The 20,021-nt window shown below is 64.2% G+C and carries 13 protein-coding genes; 7 read left to right on the top strand and 6 right to left on the bottom strand.

Going from position 1 to position 20,021, the window contains the following annotated elements; genetic code table 11:
• Window positions 1-93 precede the first annotated feature (93 nt).
• From glgD to glgB, 3 genes are read right to left on the bottom strand one after another with little or no spacing between them, the layout of a single operon-like run.
• Entirely contained in the window at window positions 94-1,206 is a 1,113-nt protein-coding gene (gene glgD / locus Q1M04_RS05480) for a glucose-1-phosphate adenylyltransferase subunit GlgD (protein ID WP_297293749.1), read from the bottom strand.
• On the bottom strand, window positions 1,203-2,408 hold the full coding sequence (locus Q1M04_RS05475) for a glucose-1-phosphate adenylyltransferase (protein ID WP_297997531.1): 1,206 nt from the start codon (window positions 2,406-2,408) through the stop codon (window positions 1,203-1,205). The genes glgD and Q1M04_RS05475 overlap by 4 nt, the downstream gene beginning before the upstream one ends.
• On the bottom strand, window positions 2,405-4,504 hold the full coding sequence (gene glgB, locus Q1M04_RS05470) for a 1,4-alpha-glucan branching protein GlgB (RefSeq protein WP_297997528.1): 2,100 nt from the start codon (window positions 4,502-4,504) through the stop codon (window positions 2,405-2,407). The genes Q1M04_RS05475 and glgB overlap by 4 nt, the downstream gene beginning before the upstream one ends.
• 401 nt (window positions 4,505-4,905) lie before the next feature.
• Between glgB and Q1M04_RS05465 the strand changes: the two genes are divergently transcribed.
• The 5 genes from Q1M04_RS05465 (at window position 4,906) to Q1M04_RS05445 (ending at window position 9,201) form a co-directional block, all read left to right on the top strand.
• Window positions 4,906-5,718, top strand: a complete 813-nt coding sequence (locus Q1M04_RS05465) for a sulfite exporter TauE/SafE family protein (protein ID WP_297997526.1) — start codon at window positions 4,906-4,908, stop codon at window positions 5,716-5,718.
• Window positions 5,719-5,825: 107 nt separating this feature from the next.
• A complete protein-coding gene (locus Q1M04_RS05460) occupies window positions 5,826-6,533 on the top strand; it encodes an aspartate/glutamate racemase family protein (protein ID WP_297997524.1) in 708 nt (235 codons plus the stop codon).
• A 224-nt stretch (window positions 6,534-6,757) separates the two neighbouring features.
• Window positions 6,758-7,975 carry a dicarboxylate/amino acid:cation symporter gene (locus tag Q1M04_RS05455; RefSeq protein WP_297997522.1) on the top strand — a complete coding sequence of 406 codons (1,218 nt, stop codon included), beginning with the start codon at window positions 6,758-6,760 and terminating at the stop codon, window positions 7,973-7,975.
• 183 nt (window positions 7,976-8,158) lie between these two features.
• Entirely contained in the window at window positions 8,159-8,635 is a 477-nt protein-coding gene (locus Q1M04_RS05450; protein WP_293280737.1) for an RNA polymerase sigma factor, read from the top strand.
• On the top strand, window positions 8,635-9,201 hold the full coding sequence (locus Q1M04_RS05445; RefSeq protein WP_297997519.1) for a hypothetical protein: 567 nt from the start codon (window positions 8,635-8,637) through the stop codon (window positions 9,199-9,201). The genes Q1M04_RS05450 and Q1M04_RS05445 overlap by 1 nt, the downstream gene beginning before the upstream one ends.
• A gap of 41 nt (window positions 9,202-9,242) precedes the next feature.
• On the opposite strand, the gene Q1M04_RS05440 is transcribed toward Q1M04_RS05445, so the two are convergent.
• Window positions 9,243-10,931, bottom strand: a complete 1,689-nt coding sequence (locus Q1M04_RS05440; protein WP_297997517.1) for a glutamine--tRNA ligase/YqeY domain fusion protein — start codon at window positions 10,929-10,931, stop codon at window positions 9,243-9,245.
• Between the two features lie 201 nt (window positions 10,932-11,132).
• Here Q1M04_RS05440 and Q1M04_RS05435 point away from each other — a divergent pair, with 201 nt between their 5' ends.
• Window positions 11,133-16,007, top strand: a complete 4,875-nt coding sequence (locus tag Q1M04_RS05435) for a M60 family metallopeptidase (RefSeq protein WP_297997515.1) — start codon at window positions 11,133-11,135, stop codon at window positions 16,005-16,007.
• Window positions 16,004-17,065, top strand: coding sequence for an S-layer homology domain-containing protein (locus tag Q1M04_RS05430; protein ID WP_295757016.1), 1,062 nt, complete (start codon window positions 16,004-16,006; stop codon window positions 17,063-17,065). The genes Q1M04_RS05435 and Q1M04_RS05430 overlap by 4 nt, the downstream gene beginning before the upstream one ends.
• 69 nt (window positions 17,066-17,134) lie before the next feature.
• On the opposite strand, the gene ilvA is transcribed toward Q1M04_RS05430, so the two are convergent.
• Both ilvA and Q1M04_RS05420 read right to left on the bottom strand, forming a co-directional pair.
• The gene (gene ilvA / locus Q1M04_RS05425; protein ID WP_297997513.1) at window positions 17,135-18,322 is read right to left on the bottom strand and encodes a threonine ammonia-lyase; all 1,188 of its coding nucleotides are present in this window, start codon (window positions 18,320-18,322) and stop codon (window positions 17,135-17,137) included.
• 48 nt (window positions 18,323-18,370) lie between these two features.
• Window positions 18,371-19,813, bottom strand: coding sequence for a sodium:solute symporter (locus Q1M04_RS05420; protein WP_297997510.1), 1,443 nt, complete (start codon window positions 19,811-19,813; stop codon window positions 18,371-18,373).
• Window positions 19,814-20,021: the final 208 nt, after the last annotated feature.

The following is a 20,021-nucleotide window of genomic DNA, read 5'->3' as shown; positions in this document are numbered from 1 at the left end:
GCGCCGCCCTTATTATACCAAATTGTGGGGCCGGGGTCAATCCGGCCTTTCAATCATAAAAGGGGGACGAGGCCGCCCCCCTTTTATGAAACTTTATACCTTGCTGCCCTTGGCCAGGACAATGGGATAGGTGACATGACCCATCAGCGTCCGGCCGGGAAGGACCTCGACATCCTTGTCGGCAATGATATAGCTCAGCTGCGCGTCCTTGCGGACAATGGAGTCCTTGAAAATCACGCAGTTGCGCACCACCGCGCCGGCCTCCACGGTAACGCCGGGGAAGAGAATGGAGTTCTCTACCACGCCCTCGATGGAGCAGCCGTCGCCGAACAGAGAGTTGACGCACTTTCCGCCGGAGCCGATGTAGGTAGAGCTGAGGTCCGCGTTCTTGGCCCGGACGGGGCGCTGCGCGCAGAACAGATCCGCCCGGATGGCGGGGTCCAGCAGCTGCATGCTGCGGTCGTAATACTCCTGGACGGAACGAATTTGGGCGGCGTAGCCCTTCCAGATGTAGCTCTGGATGTTCAGCTGGTCCTTCCGGGCCTGGAGCACGTCCCCCCGCCAGCTGAGCTGGTCCTTAGCGGCGCAGTCGTCCACCAGCTCCAGCAGCAGCTTCTTGGAGACCACGTAGGTTCCCAGCCCCCGGAGGCCCCGGGGGGTGTGGGGGCTGACAAAGACCTCGGCGACCCGGCCGCCCTCTCCCACCTGGAAGTAGGTGCCGTCCTCGGTCATGAAGCTGTCGTTGGCGCAGACCACGGTGATGTCCGCCCCGGATTTCAGATGGTTTTCATACACGTCGCTCAGGGGCAGGTTGGCCACCAGGTCGCCGTCCATCATGACCACATAGTCCTGGCGGATTTCTTCCAGGTAAGTCCGCACGGCGGTCAGGGCCTCGATATGGCCCCGGTAGGGCATGGCGCCCCACTCGCCCTTATAGTTAAAGGGGGGCAGAAGGCGCAGGCCGCCCCGCTTGCGGCTCAGGTCCCAGTCCTTGCCGGTGCCCAGGTGGTCCAGCAGGCTCTGGTAATGGCCGTGGAGAATGATGCCCACGTCGGTGGCCCCGGCGTTCACCAGGCCGCTGAGGGCGAAGTCCACCGCCCGGAACCTTCCGCCGAAGGGAATGGAGGCGGAGGAGCGGATGGAACCCAGCTCCTGGAGGTTGCCGCGGCGCTCATAGGTGAAAATAATTCCGTGCAGTCCGTTCATTTGGACACCTCCTCACCGTTGCGGTTCAGCATGATACCCGCTTTGGCGTCTTTGCCCTCAGGCAGCTGGCAGCCCGGGGCCAGCACCGTCAGGCCCCAGCCCTCCGGCGTATTTTCCGGCGTGCCGCCCACGCGGCAGCCCGGGCCGATTTTGCAGCCCTCGCCCAGGATGGCGTACTCCACCACCGCGCCGGGGGCCACTTCCACGTTGGGGAAGAGAACGGAATAGCGCACCGCCGCGCCCTCGCCCACGGTGACGTTCTGGGAGAGGACGGAGTTCTCCACCACGCCCTCCAGCACGCTGCCCCGGTTCACGGCGCTGTGGGCCACCGCGGAGTTCGTCCCCAGGAAGGCGGGCGGAGCGCTGACGGAGCGGGCGTAGATGGGCCAGGAGCGGTCCCGCAGGTCCAGGCCGGACTCGGGGGCCAGCATGTCCATATTGGCGTCCCAAAGGGATTCCAGGGTGCCCACGTCCTTCCAGTAGCCGGCAAAGCGGTAGGCGGCCATGCGCTCATTGTTCGCCAGCATGGAGGGGATGATGTTCTTTCCGAAGTCGTTTTCGGACCCTTCCGTGTTCTCATCGTCGATAAGGTACTGCCGCAGGGCCTTCCAGGAGAATACGTAAATGCCCATGGAAGCCAGGTTGCTCTTGGGCTCCTTGGGTTTTTCGGCGAACTCGGTGATCATGTCGTCCCCGTCCACGCTCATGATGCCGAAGCGGGGCGCCTCGGCCCAGGGCACCTCCATGACGGAGATGGTGCAGGCGGCGTTTGCCGCCTTGTGGCGGGCCAGCATGTCGGAATAGTCCATCTTGTAAATGTGGTCGCCGGAGAGGATGACCACATACTCGGGGTCGTGCATATCGATGAAGCCCAGGTTCTGATAGATGGCGTTGGCGGTGCCCTTGTACCAGGTGCCGCCCTTGGCCCCCTGGTAGGGAGGCAGGATGTGGACGCCGCCGGTGGACCCGTCCAGGTCCCAGGGCTGGCCGCTGCCGATATAGCTGTTCAGCTCCAGGGGGCGGTACTGGGTCAGCACGCCCACGGTGTCGATGCCGGAGTTCGTGCAGTTGGAGAGGGGGAAGTCGATGATGCGGTACTTGCCGCCGAAGGGAACGGCGGGCTTTGCCATGTCTCCGGTGAGGACATAAAGGCGGCTGCCCTGTCCTCCGGCCAGCAGCATGGCAATGCATTCTTTCTTCATGTCTCTTTCAGCTCCTTTGCCTGTTTTTTCGCTCTGGGCTTTCTTGCGGGTTTTTCAGCGCTGCCCTCCTTGGGGGCCTTCTCCGCCTTGGCGGAGGATTTGACGGTTTTTACCAGGGCCTTGGCGGAGGCCTTCACGGTTTTCCCCGCGGCCTTGGAAACCTTCTCCACCGCTTTCACGGCCTTGGGGGCCTTGGGCTCCTTGACGGCCTTGGGCTTGGGGAAGGTCCCCTCGCCCCGGAGGAACACCGCGCCGAAGGCGGGGATGCGGATGGCGGCGGAGTGCTCCTTGCCGTGGGAGGGGGCGGCCTCCACGGGGACGGGCTCCGTGTCGCCGAAGCCGTCGCCGCCGTATTCCGCCGCGTCGGTGTTGAAGACGGGGGTATACTGCTTGTGGGCGGGGACGCCCATGCGGTAGCCCTCGTAAGTATTGGGGGAGAAGTTGACGGCGCAGAGGAGGTTCCGGCCCTTTTTATCCTTGCGGAGGAAGACCACCACGTTGTTGTGGTTGTCGTCCACCACCAGCCACTCGAAGCCCTCCCAGCTGAAGTCGATCTCCCACAGGGCGGGCTCCTTCTTGTAGAAGTCGTTGGCCTCCTTGAAGAAGCGGTGGATCTTTTGGTTCTCCTCGTTCTCCAGCAGATACCAGTCCAGGGACTCCTTGTCGTTCCACTCGTGCCACTGGCCCAGCTCCGCGCCCATGAAGAGAAGCTTCTTGCCCGGGTGGGCCAGCAGGTAGGCGTAGAAGCCCCGGGTGCAGCGGAGCTGGTTCGTGTAGTCCCCGGGCATCTTTCCCACCACGGAGCCCTTCATGTGGACCACCTCGTCGTGGGAGATGGGCAGCACGAAGTTCTCGGAGAAGGCGTACATCATGGAGAAGGTGATGTCCTTATGGTGATCCTGGCGGAACCAGGGGTCCAGCTTCAGATAGTGGCACATGTCGTTCATCCAGCCCATGTTCCACTTGAGGTTGAAGCCGAGGCCGCCGATGTCGGCGGGGCGGCTGACCATGGGCCAGGCGGTGGATTCCTCGGCGATCATCATGACGCCGGGCTTCACGGAAAAGGCCATGGCGTTGAGCTCCCGGAGGAAGTCGATGGCCTCCAGGTTTTCGTGCCCGCCGTACTTATTGGGGGTCCAGGCCCCGCCCTGGCGGCTGTAATCGAGGTAGAGCATGGAAGCCACCGCGTCCACCCGGAGGCCGTCGATGTGGCACTCCTCCAGCCAGAAGCGGGCGGAGGAGAAGAGGAAGCTCTTTACCTCGGGCCGTCCGTAGTCGAAGACCCGGGTGCCCCAGGAGGCGTGCTCCCACTTGTTGGGGTCGCTGTACTCATAGCAGCAGCCGCCGTCGAACTCATAGAGCCCGTGGGCATCCTTGCAGAAGTGGGCGGGGACCCAGTCCAGGATGACGGCGATGCCGTTTTTGTGCATGTGGTTTACGAACCAGAGGAAGTCCTTGGGGGTGCCGTACCGGGAGGTGGGGGCGAAGTAGCCGGTGCACTGGTAGCCCCAGGAGCCGTCGAAGGGATGCTCCAGCACGGGCAGCAGTTCAATGGCGGTATAGCCCATCTCCTTGACGTAGGCGGCCAGCTCTTTGGCCATGTCCTTGTAATCGTAAAAATCCCCGTTGGGCCGCTTCTTCCAGGAGCCCAGGTGGACCTCGTAGATGTTCAGGGGGGACTCGTAGACCTGGTGCTTTTCCTGCTTGGCCAGGAAGGCGGCGTCGGTCCACTTGAAATCCTCAATGTCATAGAGCTTTCCGGCGGTGGCGGGGCGGGTCTCGCAGTGGAAGGCGTAGGGGTCCGTCTTCAGCCGGACCTCCCCGTCGGGGCCGGTGACGGCGTACTTGTAGGACGTGTATTCCCCAAGGCCGGGGATGAAGCCCTCCCAGATCTCGCCGTCCCGGGTCAGGGGGTGGACGCCGTCTGTCCAGCTGTTGAAGTCGCCCACGACGCAGACGCTTTGGGCGTGCGGGGCCCAGACCCGGAAGGTCCAGCCTTCCGCGCCGTTTTTCTTATCGGGGTGGGAGCCGAACCAGCGCCAGCCGTCCGTCAGGGTTCCGGCGTGGAAGCGTTCGGCGTAATCGTGTTTTGCCATAGTCAACCTCCGTGCATAGCTGCGGGACCTCTCCAAACCCGCAGCTGCCGCTTATAGGCGAGCGGCCCGCCGATTTCCCGGGCGTCCCTCCGGGACGCCCCGCCCGCCGTCCAGACGCGGCGGGCTGTGTCTCAAGCAATCGATTAGTTATTCTGGAATATTATACTTCTTTTGAAAAATAGCGTCAAGGACGGTCCTGTCGAAAAAACCGGCCATCTTTTAGCAGGTTCCCCCAAATCTGTTTCAAGATTCACAATAATTTTTGGTGACCTTCGGCAAAATGTTCAAAAGATGGAAGGGAAAAATGGGGAAGTGTGCTAATAAAAAATGGCGGGATGTTGATTTTGCCGCCGGTCTGCGGTATGATAGCAAAATAATCCAATGTTTTCAGGAGGTTCTCCATGTTCCAGTTTCTGACGGCCCTGCGCTTCGACGGCTTCCCCCTCTGGGTGGTGCTGCTGATCTGTCTGGGCGTGTTCCTGGCGTCCTTCATGGACGCCATCGCCGGCGGCGGCGGCATCATCTCCGTGCCCACCCATCTGATCGCCTTCGGCAGCCTCCCCGCGCCCTACGCCTTGGGGACCAACAAGGTCTCCGCCGCCATCGGCACCTGCTTTTCCACCGCCCGGTTTATCAAAAACGGGTATGTGGACTGGAGGCTCTTCGGGCCCTCCATCCTCTTCTCCCTGACGGGGTCCGTTGCGGGCACCTGGCTCCAGCACCGGACGCCGGACGCGGTCTTGAAGTACATGCTTTTGCTGGTGCTGCCGGTGGTGGCCTTCATCACCCTGCGGAACCGGGAGTGGCCCGACGAGCCGGGGGAGATCAGCCGCCGGAGGCAGATTGCCATCGTCTGGGCCGCGGCATTCGTCATTGGCGGCTACGACGGGTACTACGGTCCCGGTACGGGGACCTTCCTGATGATTATATTCATCCGCCTGGCGAAGCTGGACACCCGCCACGCGGCGGGAGGCGTGAAGGTGATCAACCTCTCTTCCAACATCGGCAGCCTGGTGACGCAGATGGCTTCGGGCTATGTATTCTGGGGCGTGGGGCTCATCGCCTCCGTGGCCTCCATCGCGGGACACTACATCGGCTCCGGCCTGGCCATCAAAAACGGCAGCCGGATCGTCCGCCCGACGGTCATTGTCGTGCTGATCCTGCTGACGGTGAAGGTGGGCAGCGAGCTGCTGTTCCCGGACTTTTGGGGCTAGCCGCGTTTTGCGGGAAACGGAACCCAAAGAAGGCGCGGGCGCTTTGGCAATCCGGTGAATAACCGGGCCGAAGCGGCGGCGAAAACTTACTTTAAGGATGGACGTTTATGAAAAAGACCATTGGCATTCTGGGGGGCATGGGCCCCATGGCCACGGCGGACCTGTTCCGAAAAATCACGGCCCTCACCGGCGCCGGCCGGGACAATGACCATATCCGGATCTACATAGACAGCAACGCCTCCATCCCCGACCGCACCGCCGCCATCCTGGAGGGCGGGGAGGACCCCGTCCCCGCCATGGCGGACGCCCTGCGGCACCTGGAGCTCTGCGGGGCGGACTGCGTGATCATGCCCTGCAACACCGCCCACTACTTCCTTCCCCGGCTGGAGCCCTTGACGAAGCTGCCCTTCCTCAGCATGATCCAGGCGGCGGCGAACGCCTGCCGGGATCGGTTTCCGGGGAGGACGGTTGGAATTTTGGCCACAACCGGCACCCTTTCGGCGGGGCTGTACCAGGAGGCCCTGGCGGGCCGGGGTGTGCCCTTCCTGGTCCCGGACGCGGCGGAGCGGGCGCGGCTGATGGAGGTCATCTATCAAGGCGTGAAGGCCGGGGCCCCGCCGGAGGCGTACCGGGAGGCGTTCCTCTCCGTCACGAAGGGCATGGCGGGCCGTGGCGCGGCGTGCTTTCTCCTGGCCTGCACGGAGCTGCCCCTGGCGGTCCGGGAGCTGGGGCTGGACCTCCCCTGCGCGGACCCCACGGAGGAGCTGGCGAAAGCCGCCATCCGCTTCTGCGGCTATTCCGTGCGGGGCGAGTAAACCGGACGCAGAAGAGCGGATGTCTGACGATATCATCAGACATCCGCTCTTCGTTCACGAATTTTTCATAACTATTTCACAATCTTTCTATTTTCCCTTTACATTTGCCGGCGGCTTTGGTATAATGTGGCTAATTTGGAGAGGATTCCCGGCAGGACATTTGTCCAAAACACAGACGGACCGCCTGGAGGGCCCCAAAGATTTTATTTTTATGAGGTGAGTGTATGAAGAAGAAAAACAACCTGCCTGTGCGGATACTGATTGCGCTTGTCGCCGGTATCGCGGTGGGCCTGGTCTGCTACTTCGCCGGTTTGGCGGACTTTACCGCGACGTATCTGAAGCCCTTCGGCGACATCTTCGTGAATCTTTTGAAGTTCATCGTGGTGCCCGTGGTGCTGCTGAGCATGATCGACGGCATCCTCTCCATGGGCGACATGAAGCAGGTGGGCTCCGTGGGTGTGAAGACGGTGGCCTACTTCCTCTGCACCACCGCCATCGCCTGCGTCATCGGCCTGGTCTTCGCCAACATCTTCATGGGCGCGGGCCTGTTCCCGGACCTCTCTGCGGAGCTGGGCGCGGCGGAGTACGAGCCCAAGGCCTTCAACGGCTTTATGTCCGTGCTGGTGGACATCTTCCCCAGCAACATGTGGGGCGCGTTTGTCAACGCCAACATGCTCCAGGTCATTGTGGTCTCCCTGTTTTTCGGCGGGGCCATTATGATGGCGGGCGAGAAGGGCAAGCTCTGCCGGGATCTGGTGGGCTCTATGTACGCCGTCATTGAGCAGCTGATGGAGTTCGTCATTTCCCTGTCTCCCATCGGCGTGTTCACCTATATGGCGTGGGTCACCGCCACCCAGGGCGCGGCCATTCTGGGCTCTCTCTTCCTGGTCATTCTCTGCGCGTACATCGGCTACGCCGTCCACGCCGTCCTGGTTTACTCCCTGTCTGCGCAGATAGTCGTGGGCATGAGCCCCGTGAAGTTCTTCAAGGGCGCTTTCGCGGCCATGATTTTCGCCTTCACCTCCACGTCCTCCGCGGCCACCCTGCCGGTTTCCAAGGAGTGCGCCCATGAGCTGGGAGCCAAGGACGACATCGCCGCCTTCGTCCTGCCCCTGGGCTCCACCATCAATATGGACGGTACGGCGATTTATCAGTGCGTCGCCACGGTGTTCATCGCCTCCTGCGCGGGCATCCACCTGACCATCGGCCAGATGGTCATTGTGGTGGTAACCGCCACCCTGGCCTCCATCGGCACCGCCGGCGTCTCCGGCGCGGGCATGATCATGCTGGCCATGGTGCTGGAGACCTTGGGTATCCCCGTGGCCTACATCGGCCTCATCGTGGCGGTGGACCGGCTCTTCGACATGGGCCGCACCTGCCTGAACGTCACCGGCGACATCGCCTGCTCCCTCTGCGTCAGCAAGTGGCAGGAGAAGAAATGACAGTTTAGCCCGCCCGGCAATCGGCCAAGCTGAAGCGGCGGCGGAACTTCCGCCGGGGGACCCGTTTTGGGTCCCCCGGTTTTTTTTGAGAAAATTTTCAGCTTTGTGGGATATCATGGACCCCTGAGGGATATCCCTTACAGAAGGGCCCTTCCAAACCAACCCAAAAGGAGGTGAGACGCGTTGACGGACCAGCGATTCCACGAGGCCGTGGAGCTCTATGGCGACATGGTGTTCCGGCTGGCGTACAGTTACCTGAAAAACCGGGCGGACGCCGAGGACGTGATGCAGGAGTCCCTGCTGAAGCTCTACGTGGAGCCCAGGGAGTTCGAGTCGCCGGACCACGAGAAGCACTGGCTCCTCCGGGTGGCGGCCAACGAGTGCAAAAAGCTCCTCCGCTCCCCCTGGCGGCGGCGGACCGATCCCCTGGACGAGGCGGAGGAGGCCGCGGTCTTCGACCGGCCCGCCCAATCGGAGCTGTTCCGGCAGGTGATGGCCCTGCCCCCCAAGTACCGGGCGGCGGTGTACCTTTACTACTATGAGGGCTACTCCGTGAAGGAGGCCGGCGAGCTGCTGGGGGCCAAGGCGTCCACTGTCCAGACCTGGCTCATGCGGGCCAGAGGGCAATTGAAAACCAAACTGAAGGAGGCGGAAGCCTGATGATGGACGAAAGACTGTATCGTGAGACCTTCTCCCGGCTCCGGGCCTCCGGCGAGGCGAAGAAGGAGGTCCTTGTAAAAATGAACGAGATGAATAAAAAGACCATGCGGCGGCCGCTGAAGGCCCTGCGGGCGGTGGCCATGGCCGCCGTACTGACCCTGGCTCTGGCGGTCAGCGCCAACGCCGCCACCAACGGCGAACTGTTTGAGAACATGCGCATCATCTTCCAGGACGATTCCCGTATCGTGCTGGAAAACGACGCGGGAGCACGGGTGGAGGTCACCGGCGTCTTTGCGGACGCGCAGCTCGAGGACGGCAAGCTGATTCTGACCGTGGACAATGCGGAGTTTGACATCACCGACGAAATCGCGGAAAACGGCGTCTATACCGGGACGGTGAAGACCGCCAGAGGCGAGGACGTGGGCGTGACGGTTACCGGCACCCTGGAGGACTGCGAGGTTCAGCTTTCCTCCCAGGACGGGGACACGGATTACAACGTGGCAACGGAGAGCTCCGCCTCTGCGGAAACCTATACCAGCGTCATCACGACCACCATCGAGGATTAAGCGAAAAACCGCCGGAGGGATTTCCCTCCGGCGGTTCCATTTTATTTCTTAAAGCTGTCCTTCAGGCTGACGCTCCGGTTGAACACCAGGTGGCCCGGCGCGCTGTCCTTGCTGTCCAGGCAGAAGTAGCCCTGCCGCAGGAACTGGAAATTCGCCGGGGCCTTCGCCTCCGCCAGGGAGGACTCCACCTTGCAGCCCGTCAGCACCTCCAGGGAGTTGGGATTCAGGCACTCGATGAAATCCTTGTCGGCGGCGTCGGGATTCTCGTCGGAGAAGAGATTGTCGTACAGCCGGACCTCCGCGTCCACGGCGGTGGCGGCGTCCACCCAGTGGATGGTGGCCCCCTTGACCTTCCGCCCGTCGGCGGGGTCGCCGCCCCGGCTCTCCGGGTCGTACTCGCAGAGGATTTCCGTTACGTTCCCCGCCTCGTCCTTCACACAGCCGGTGCAGCGGATGAGATAGGCTCCCTTGAGACGGCACTCCGGGCCGCCGGGATAGAGCCGCTTGTACTTGGGCACGGGGGTTTCCAGGAAGTCGTCGGCCTCCACCCAAAGCGTCCGGGAGAAGGGAACCTCCCGGGTTCCGGCGGCGGGGTCCACGGGGTTGTTTTCCACGGTGACGGTTTCCGTCTTCTCCCCGGGGTAATTGGTGATGGTGAGCTTCACGGGCCGGAGCACCGCCATGACCCGCTCCGCCGTGGCGTTCAGGTCCTCCCGGAGGCAGTGCTCCAAGAAGCCGTACTCCACCACGTTGGCGGACTTGGCCACGCCGATGCGCTCGCAGAAATTGCGGATGGACTTGGGGGTGTAGCCCCGGCGGCGGAGGCCGCAGAGGGTGGGCATCCGGGGGTCGTCCCAGCCGGAGACCCGGCCCTCCTCCACCAGGCGGCGGAGCTTGCGCTTGCTCATGACCGTGTGGTCGATTCCCAGGCGGGCGAACTCGATCTGCCGGGGCTTCGCGGGCAGGTCGCAGTTCTCCACCACCCAGTTGTACAAAGGCCGGTGGGCCTCAAATTCCAGGGAACAGAGGGAGTGGGTGATGCCCTCCAGGGCGTCCTGGATGGGGTGGGCGAAGTCGTACATGGGGTAGATGCACCACGTATTCCCGTGGCGGTGGTGGGGCAGGTGGTTAATCCGGTAGAGCACCGGGTCCCGCATGTTGAAGTTGCCGCTGTTAAGATCAATCTTGGCCCGGAGGGTCATGGCCCCGTCGGGGAACTCTCCACTCCGCATCCGGCGGAAAAGGTCCAGGCTTTCCTCTATGGGCCGGTCCCGGTAGGGACTCCGGGCGGGGACGCCCACGCCGCCCCGGTACTCCTTGAACTCCTCCGGGCTGAGCTCACAGACGTAGGCCAGGCCTTTTTTGATGAGGCCCTCCGCCTGGCGGTAGTCCTCCTCAAAGTAGTCGGAGCCGAAGAAGAAGCGGTCCCCCCAGTCAAAGCCCAGCCAGTGGATGTCCTCCTGGATGGCCTCCACAAACTCCTCGTCCTCCTTGGTGGGGTTCGTGTCGTCCATGCGGAGGTTGCACAGCCCGCCGTATTTCTCGGCGGTGCCGAAGTCGATGGTCAGGGCCTTGCAGTGGCCGATGTGGAGATAGCCGTTGGGCTCCGGAGGAAAGCGGGTGTGGACCGTCATGCCCTCGAACTGCCCGCCGGGGGCCACGTCTTCCTCAATGAACGCGTGAATAAAATTCCGGCTTTCCAGCTCCGGCGCTTTGATTTCGTCCGCCATAGCGAAGTCCTCCCAATGTAAATAAAATGACAATTTATTATACAGGACGGAAGGTGGGATTGCAAGGGGGATTTTTGCGGCCCTCCCGGCGGAAACTCCATCTTGTCAAGGCGGGGGGAAATTGCTATAATCTGCACATAACAGCAGTTTCCTGGGCGGCGGCATTCCCGGCCAGGACGCAGAAAAGAGAGGACGCTCCCTATGCGCATCAAACAACGAGTTTTATCCCTGCTGCTGGCCGGGGCGCTGCTGGTCCCCGGGCTTCCGGCGGCGGAGGCCGCCTGGGGCGGCGCGGACCTGGGCGGCATCTCCGCCACGGTCCGGGTGGACTGGCCCCAGACCCTGGAGGCCCTCCAGGATCGGAGGGTCCGGGCGGAGCTGTACCAGGAGGGCCGTTCCCTGGGAGCGCTGGACCTGACGGAGGAAGACGGCCGGGCGGACCTGGGCGGCTATCCCGCCGTTGTGGCCCTGCGGAACCAGGACGGCGGAGAGCTGGGCGGCGGAAGATGGCCCGGCTATCTGGACATGTCCGTCTCCGGCCTGCCCCAGGGGAATTACACCCTGGAATTTACCGGGGACGGCTACGCGGACTGCCGCCAGGAGCTGACCATTGACCGCTATTCCCAGCATGTCACCCTGGGCACGGCGGACGCCTCCTTCACCCTGGGGGACGTGGACGGCGACGGCCGGGTCAGCAGCCGGGACCGGGAGGAGCTGGCGGAGGCCCTGGGCTCCGCCGGCCGCCGGGACCTGGAGCGCTATGACCTGAACGGCGACGGCGTGGTGGACGTGTACGACCTGGCCATCGTCAGCCGGAACCGGAACGCAGAGGGCCGCCCGGAGGTCCGGGACACGAACCTCCTGGCCCCGCCGGTGGAGGAGATCCGCCTGGGGGAGGGGGCCAGCCTGTCCTCCGGCATCCTGGAAGACCTGTTCCGGAATAACGGCCAGACCGTCACCCTCTCCGGCATGCCCTTGGAGCTGGCCGTCTCCCTGGCGGAGCCGGTGGAGATGGAGGAGATCCGGATCGTCTCCCCCGAGGGGCCCGAGGCCATGCGGGAGGGCTCCGTAGCCGTGACTTATGAGGACGGAAGCGGGGAGACCATCCCCTTCGACCTCTCCCTGCCCGAGGGGATTCGCGCCATCGGCCCCGTGGAGGGCAGCAGCGTGGTGAAGATCTCCCTGGGCCGCCGGGTGGCGGTAAAGGAGATCGTCATCACCGTCACCCGCACCGAGGGCGGGGACTACACCACCGTGGAATCCATCCAGTTCCTCCGGGAGATCATCCCGGAGCGGCCCTCCGCCGCCGGCAGCGTGGTGCGGAACCTCACCGCCGCCGCCGGGAGTGAGAAGGTCAGCCTCCGCTGGAGCGAGGTGCCCAACGTCTCCGGCTACCGGGTGGACTACTGGCTCCAGGACGGCAGCGGCAGCCGCCGCTCGTTGCGGGTGGACGTGCCCCGGGCGGAGGTCACGGGGCTGGAGAATCTGAAAACCTATCTGTTCACCGTCATCCCCGTGGACGGCGCCTGGGAGGGGACCGCCTGTGACCCCGTGTCCGCCACGCCCCAGCCCGCCCGGGCTCCCAGCGCGCCGGACATGGTGAGCGTAAGCTCCCTGGACAGCGCCCTGTCCGTGGGCTGGAAGGCGGCGGAGAACGCCACCTTCTACGACGTCTATTACAAGGCCGAGGATGAGTCCGGCTACCGCCAGTGGGGCGGCCGCCTCAGCAATACCAGCACGGTTATCACGGACCTGACCAACGGCGTCACCTATTCCGTCTACATCCAGGCGGGGAACAGCGTGGGGGTCAGCGGGCCCTCCCGCACCGCCCTGGGAACCCCCAACGCCGTGGATTACTCCCGTCCGGAGGGCATCCCCGCCGAGGGAATCCTGGAGGGGGCGGACGTCGAGCGGGTCTGGCTGGCAGACCCCCGGAACGTGTCACCCACCGCCTATCCCGCCAGCAAGCCCTTCCAGCCGGAATACATGAACGACGGGGATTTCAGCACCCACTGGACCTCCCATGCCTATGGGGACGGCAACTGGTGGAACAACAAGCAGGTCCTGGCCTCCTTCAGCCGGCCTGTGGACCTCAGCAGCGTCATCTGGGTCCCCCGGCTGGACGGAAGCTATCCCAACAACCTCCGGCTCTACACCGTCACCGTCTGGCGCCAGGGCGACAATTTGAACGGCCCCGGCACCCTGGTGTCGCCGAATCCCCTTCAGGGGGGCAGTGCTTCCGACCATAACACCTGGCTGCCTGTGGGGAACAACCCCGCCGTGACGAAGTTTGCCGTACTGCCCTTCGAGCCGGTGACGGACGTGGTGAAGATCGCCGTTACCATCGAGCAGACGGCCTACACGGCGGTAAGCCTGTCGGAGCTGATGTTTATGGAGTACGATCCGGCCCGCTGCCTGCCGGACAACATCACGGCCCTCTTCTCCGACGAGCTGCGGACCGTCCTGCGCCCCGGCGTCACCCAGGCGGACATCCAGGCCCTCCGGCAGCGGCTGGAGAGCGGCGAGCGGAACTATTACATGAACCTGGACACCCTGGCGGACGAGCTGGACCTGGCGGAGGAGCTGCTGCGGAGCGGGACCTCCTCCGGCGTGGTGCAAAGCGGCGTCCAGTCCCGCAGCGCCGGAGCGGACGCGAAGTACCAGCAGGGCGGCAGCGACCTCCAGCCCCTGGGCGTGGCCGCCGGGGCGGGGCAGGAGCTGACCGTCTACGCCTCCGGCATCCCGGCGGGACAGAAGCTGACGGTTTACGCCAGCCAGTTCAACGCCGAGGCCTCCGCCTGGCGGGCGGAGATCGGAGCGCTGTCCAACGGGCGGAATGTGCTGACGGTTCCCCAGATCGGCAGCCAGAACACCCCCCGGGGCGGCAGCCTGTATCTGACCTACGGCGGCGCGAATCCCGAGGGCATCCGCCTCCACATCCGCCGGGGAACGGACATCCCGGTGCTGGAGCTGGCGGATTGGCATGCCTGGAACGACGGCCAGCGGAGAACGGAGCTGGGCCGCTACGTGGACGAGCTGGAAGCCTATGCCGCCGGTCTGGCGGGAGACGCGCAGACGAACTTCCGCAACGTTACGGAGATTTCCACCCCCACCATGCTGCTCTCCCTGCCCGCGGCGGCGGTGCAAAGCGGCGCGGGCCGGAGCCGGGCGGAGCGGATCGAGACCCTGTACCAGGCCGTCCTGGCCTGGGAGGACGTGATGCACATCTGCAAAACCACCCAGGGCATCGACAAGACCTACGCCCAAAACGACATGCGGACCCGCCAGAACATCCGCTGCATGCAGATGTTCGCGGGAGCGTTCATGTACGCGGCGGGGAACCACATCGGCATTGGCTACGGCTCCTGCGCCGGCATGGTCTGCGGAAAGCCCATCAGCTCCATGGGGGCCTCCGACACGGCGAACCGGCTCTTCGGCTGGGGCATCGCCCACGAAATCGGCCACAACATGGATAAGCTGGGCAAAGCCGAAATCACCAACAACCTTTATGCACTGATGGTCCAGACCTACGACGGGAAGCAGAACACCCTGGCCTCCCGCCTGGAGAAGAGCGGCAAATACCCGGGCATTTTCACAAAGACCGCCCAGGGCCTCCCCGGCGACTCCAACGACGTGTTCGTCCAGCTGGGGCTCTACTGGCAGCTCCACCTGGCCTATGACGGCGGGGACAAGCCCATGGACTTCTACAACCGCTTCTTCAAGGCCTGGAAGGCGGGGACCTATTTCGGCGGCGAAACCAATTATCAGGACCGGGTGGCCCGCACCGCCTCCGCCGTGGCGAACCGGAATCTGACGGAGTTCTTCACCCGCTGGGGCATGACCCTCAGCGACGGCACCAAGGCGGAGCTGGCGAAGCTTCCGGAGGAGACCCGGGCCCTCTGGTATCTCAGCGATCAAAGCCGCCGGGACCGGCTGGCGGGGGTTTCCATGGGCCAGGGAACCGTCTCCCTGACGGCGGCTCTGGAGGGGGAGAAGGCGGTCAAGCTGACCATCACCTCCTCCGTCACCCAGGGGAAGGTCCAGGGCTATGAGATCCTCCGCAACGGCGTTCCCATCGCCTTCACTACGGAGGCCGTCTATACGGATACCATCGGCTCCGCCAACCACCGGACCTTTGCCTACAGCGTCCGGGCCTATGACACCCTGGGGAACCGCATTGCCGAGGCCTCGGCCCCGGAGCTGCGGATTGCCTACGACAAAACCGTCCCGGCGGACGCCTATGACATTTCCCGGAACGGGACCACCGTTACCTTTACTATGAAGGAGGAAACCCCGGTTTCCGGCTTGAAGCTGACAGGGGTCCCCGCGTCGGGTAAATTCACCGTCACCGTCACAGATAAGGACGGAAAAACCACCACTGCCCGCTCCGGCGACTTCGGCCAGGGAAACCAGGCCGTGGACGACAAGAGCAGCTACCTGACCTATTTCCAGAAGCCCGGCGCGGAGGCGGCGGACACCCGCATTTGGACTTACGATGCGAAAACCATCGTTGTCACCGGCGTCCCGGAGAACGTGGCTCCCCAGCTCATCAGCTACGCCGGGGACGACGTGGCCTTCCTGGAGAACGGGGCCGTGGGCGTATTGTCCAAGGCATACCGCTACGGCACGGGGGCCGGGCAGGTCATCCCCGCCGGGACGCTGATTGTCACCGGCACCTACCGGGGCGACCCGGCCTATCAGACGGTGAAGATCGAGGGCCGGTTCACCCGGACCGTCCTCACCGGAGAGGCGGAGGAGGTTCAGACTACCACCGAATCCCGCTGGCTGGACGGCAGGGCCCTGCTTTTCGCGGAGATTCCCGCCGACGGCAAGGTCTGCGACATCAGCGACGGCCTCTTCATCTTCATCCCCAACGTCCAGAAGGAGGCGGAGCTCCAGGGCGGGACCAGCGCGTGCAACGCCGCCAGCCTCCTGCCCGCCCAGATGCGGGCGGTGCTCTCCCGGACGGACAAGCCTACCCTGGCGGAGAGCCAGCGGGTAACGGCGGAGACGCTTTGGATTAACACCCCCGGCGGGGAGGACCTGCCGGCCATCGAATTGGAGGAAGGCGAATGAAGCGTATTGTATCCGGCCTTCTGGCCCTGTGCCTGCTCTGCGCCCTGCCGGTGACGGCGGCGGCCCGGGGCAATCCGACCCTCTTCTGCCGGGAGCGGGACGGCGAGGTCCGCCTCACCCTGGAGGGCCTGGACCGCCAGGTCTGCGCCCTCCAGCTGGAGCTGGCTTTAGAGGGGGAGTGCCCCGACGCCCGCTTTGCGTCCGGGCTTCGGGAGGCCTACAGCCCGGACTGCCATGTGGAGGCGGACCGGGATGAAACCGTTGTGACCATCTACCTGGTGGCGGAGGACGAGCCCCTGTCGGGCCGGTCCCTGGACCTGGGGACGCTGACGCCGGGGAGCGCCTTCCGCCTCCCCGCCCGGGCGGAATTGCTGCTGCTGGACCGGAGCCTCCAGCCCATCTTCGAGGGACGGATTTCCCTGGAGGCGGATCGAGACGAGCCCGACCCCGTCCAGAGCGTCCTGGCGTTCCAGGACGTGCGGCCGGGGGACTGGTGCTATGACGCGGTGCGCTACGTCTTTGAGGCGGGGCTGATGAACGGCACCGCCGCCGACACGTTCACTCCCAACGCCTCCACCACACGGGGGCAGATCGTGGCCATTCTCTACCGGCTGGAGGGCTCTCCCGCCCCCGTTCAGGGGAATGCCGATTCCTCCTTTATCCTCGTGGGGGGTGAGCCCGCCGGGCAGACCACCTTCAGCGACGTGGCCCCCGGGGCCTATTACGCCGCCGCCGTCTCCTGGGCCTCGGCGGGCGGCATTGTCAACGGCTACGGAGACGGGACGTTCCGGCCCAATAACCTCATCACCCGGGAGCAGCTGGCGGCGTTTTTGTATCGCTATGCCTCTCAAAAGGGGCGGGACGTGTCCGGCCGGACGGCGCTGAACGCCTTTGCCGACGCGGGACAGGTTGCCTCCTATGCCGTGGAGCCCTTGAGCTGGGCCGTGTCGGCGGGCCTGGTCAACGGCGTTTCCGCCGATACCCTGTCCCCCAGGGGGAACGCCAGCCGGGCCCAGGTAGCGGTGATCCTCAGCCGCTTCGTGCAGAACGTGCGCTGAGAGGTTTAGAAAAAAGAGAACCGGCGGACCGTTTCGGTCCGCCGGTTTTTTGCTTGGCAGGAAAAGCCCTTACCGCATGAGGTAACCCTTGGATTGCAGCTCCAGCTGCAAAGCCTCGGCGTGGCGGCTGTCCCGGGTTTCCAGCACCATGGTGACGATACAGGCCCCCACGTCGGAGTCCTTGTCCTCCCGGTTGTGGTTGACGCTGATGATGTTGGCCCCGCTGTCCGACACCACCTGGAGCATCCGCAGAAGGCTTCCCGGCTTATCCTGCACCTTGGTGGTCAGCTCCACCAGGCGGCCCGCCTTGGAAAGGCCCTTGGTGATGATGCGGGAGAGGGTGGTCACGTCCACGTTGCCGCCGGAAACCAGGCAGACGGTTTTCCGCCCCTCGGTCTTCATCTTGCCGAACATGCAGGCGGCCACCGGGGTAGCCCCGGCCCCCTCCGCCACGGTCTTCTGCTCCTCCATCAGCGCCAGAATGGCGGAGGCGATCTCATCCTCCGTGACGGTGACCACCTCGTCCACGTATTCCTTGCAGAGGGCGAAGGTCAGGTCCCCGGGCCGCTTCACGGCGATGCCGTCGGCGATGGTGGCTACGCCGGAGAGCTCCGTGGGTTCCCCGGCGTGAAGGGAGAGGTACATGGAAGGGGCCCCCGCCGCCTGGACGCCGATAACCCGGCAGTCCGGCTTCCGCTGCTTCACGGCGTAGGCCACGCCGCTGATGAGCCCGCCGCCGCCGATGGGGACCACCACCTGCTCCACCTCCGGCAGCTGTTCCAGAATTTCCAGGCCGATGGTGCCCTGCCCGGCGATGACGAACGGGTCGTTGAAGGGGTGGGCGAAGGTATAGCCCTCCTCCCGGCAGAGGCGCTGGGCCTCCGCCGCCGCGTCGTCGTATACGCCGGGGACCAGCACCACCTGGGCGCCGTAGCCTTTCGTGGCCTCCACCTTGCTGATGGGGGCCCCGGCGGGCATGCAGATGACGGAGGGGATGCCCAGCCGGGCGGCGGACAGGGCGATGCCCTGGGCGTGGTTCCCGGCGGAGCAGGCGATGACGCCCTTCTCCGCCTCCTCCGGCGTCAGGGATCGGATTTTGTTGAAGGCCCCCCGGAGCTTAAAGGAGCCGGTGAGCTGCAAGTTCTCCGCCTTGATGTAGAGGTCCCGGCCCAGCCTGGGGGCGGGGTGGAGGGGGGTCCGGCGGGCGACGCCCTCCAGCGCGTTCTGCGCGTCCCGTATCATGTCCAAGGTCAGCATTGATTTTCCCCTTTCCGCAGGGTTTTCCCCACAGCGAAATACGCCCGGTTACGGCTTCCCCGCGTCCAGAAAGACGGAGGGGCGGCTTTTGTACGTGGCAAGGCTGACCACGACCAGGGCCGCGCCGCAGGCAATGGTCCCCGGCACGGCGGAGCCCAGGCCGAAGGGCTCTCCCGCCAGCTTCCAGCCCACGCACACGGTAAAACCGGCGGCCATGCCGGCGATGACGCCGGCGGAGGTAGCCTTCCTCCAGAAGAGGGCGGCAAAGGCCGGGATGCCCGCCGCCGCCGCGTAGAAGCTCCAGGCGAACATGAGGATATTATACGCGTTCTTGATGTAAAGCGCAATGACCAAAGCGCCCAGGGGCAAAATAATCGAGAAAATCCGGGAGAGGAGGATTTCCGTCTTGTCCTTCATCTCCGGGAAGAAGGTCTTGCCGATGTCGTGGACGCAGGTCTGGACGCTGACCAGCAGATAGCTGTCCGCCGTGGACATGATGACGGAGAGGATGCCCGCCAGGGCCAGGCCCGTCAGCCCAATGGGCAGCACGCGGATGGCCAGGGCCGGGACCACGGCGTCGGTGCTGCCGTATACCGCCTGGGCGTCGTCTCCGATGATCTGGTGGGCGGCCACGCCCATGAAGTAGACCAGGGCGATGGTCACGCCGTAGACGGCGGTGCCCAGGAACATGCCCTTTTTGGCGGAGCTGCGGTCCTTGGCTGCGAAGGCCCGCTGCCACATCTCCGCCCCGGCCATGGTGAAGACCAGATAGGTGACGATATCCCCCAGGATATCGCCGTTGAGGTAGGGCTTTGCCAGGGCCGGGTCCAGGCCCGCCAGGAAGTTGGAGAAGCCGCCGATGCTCTTGAGGGAAGCCGCGGGGATGAGGATGTATACAAAGAGAATCAGCATGTAGAACTGAAGCACGTCGGTGTAGACCACGCCGAAAAGACCGCTGGAGGCGGTGTAGACCATGAAGATGATACAGGCGATGAGGGCCCCGGCCTCAAAGCTGAGGCCCACCTGGCCCCCCAGCATGTTGATGATGGTGGCGGTGGCCGTCACCTGGGAGGCCACGGTGCCCATCATGGTGAAGGCCACCATGGCCGCCAGCAGGATTTTCGCCGGCTTGCCGAAGCGCCGGTGGAAGAGGTCCGGGATGGAGGTCACGTCGTACTTTATGCCGATATCGGAAATCTTCCCGGCGATGCCGGAGAAGAGGAACATGCCCAAAAGATAGGGAATGGCGGTCATGACCGCCTTAAAGCCGCTGGAATAGGCGACGCCCGCCCGTCCCATAAGGCCGCTGCCGCCGATGATGGTGGCGCAGACCGTGGCCATCATCACCAGGGGCCCCAGGGACCGGCCCGCCACGTAGTAATCCCCCGTGTTCTTGATGCGGCGGACGAAATAGACGCCCACCGCCACCATGGAGAGCAGATAAACCGCAATGATGCCGAGGTCCAGAATGCTGAGCTGCGTGTGATCCATGTTACCTGTTCCTTTCCGTTTCCTTTGCCTGCCCTTACGTCGAAGTCCTCAAAAAAGAAGTCTTTCCGTTTGCCGCGCCGGAGGAGAAACGCCGTCTCCATTGCGGGAGCCTTTCCTAATTAAACCAATTATAGCAGAAAAAGGAAATTCCGTCGAGGGATTTTGGAGGAATTTTATGATGAAAGTAAAGATTTTTAGTGAAAATGCC

It is taken from the genome of uncultured Oscillibacter sp., assembly GCF_950073225.1.
In the GTDB taxonomy this organism is placed as follows: domain Bacteria; phylum Bacillota; class Clostridia; order Oscillospirales; family Oscillospiraceae; genus Oscillibacter.
Note: the sequence above shows the minus strand (reverse complement) of the source record. Positions and strands in the feature narration are given on the sequence as shown.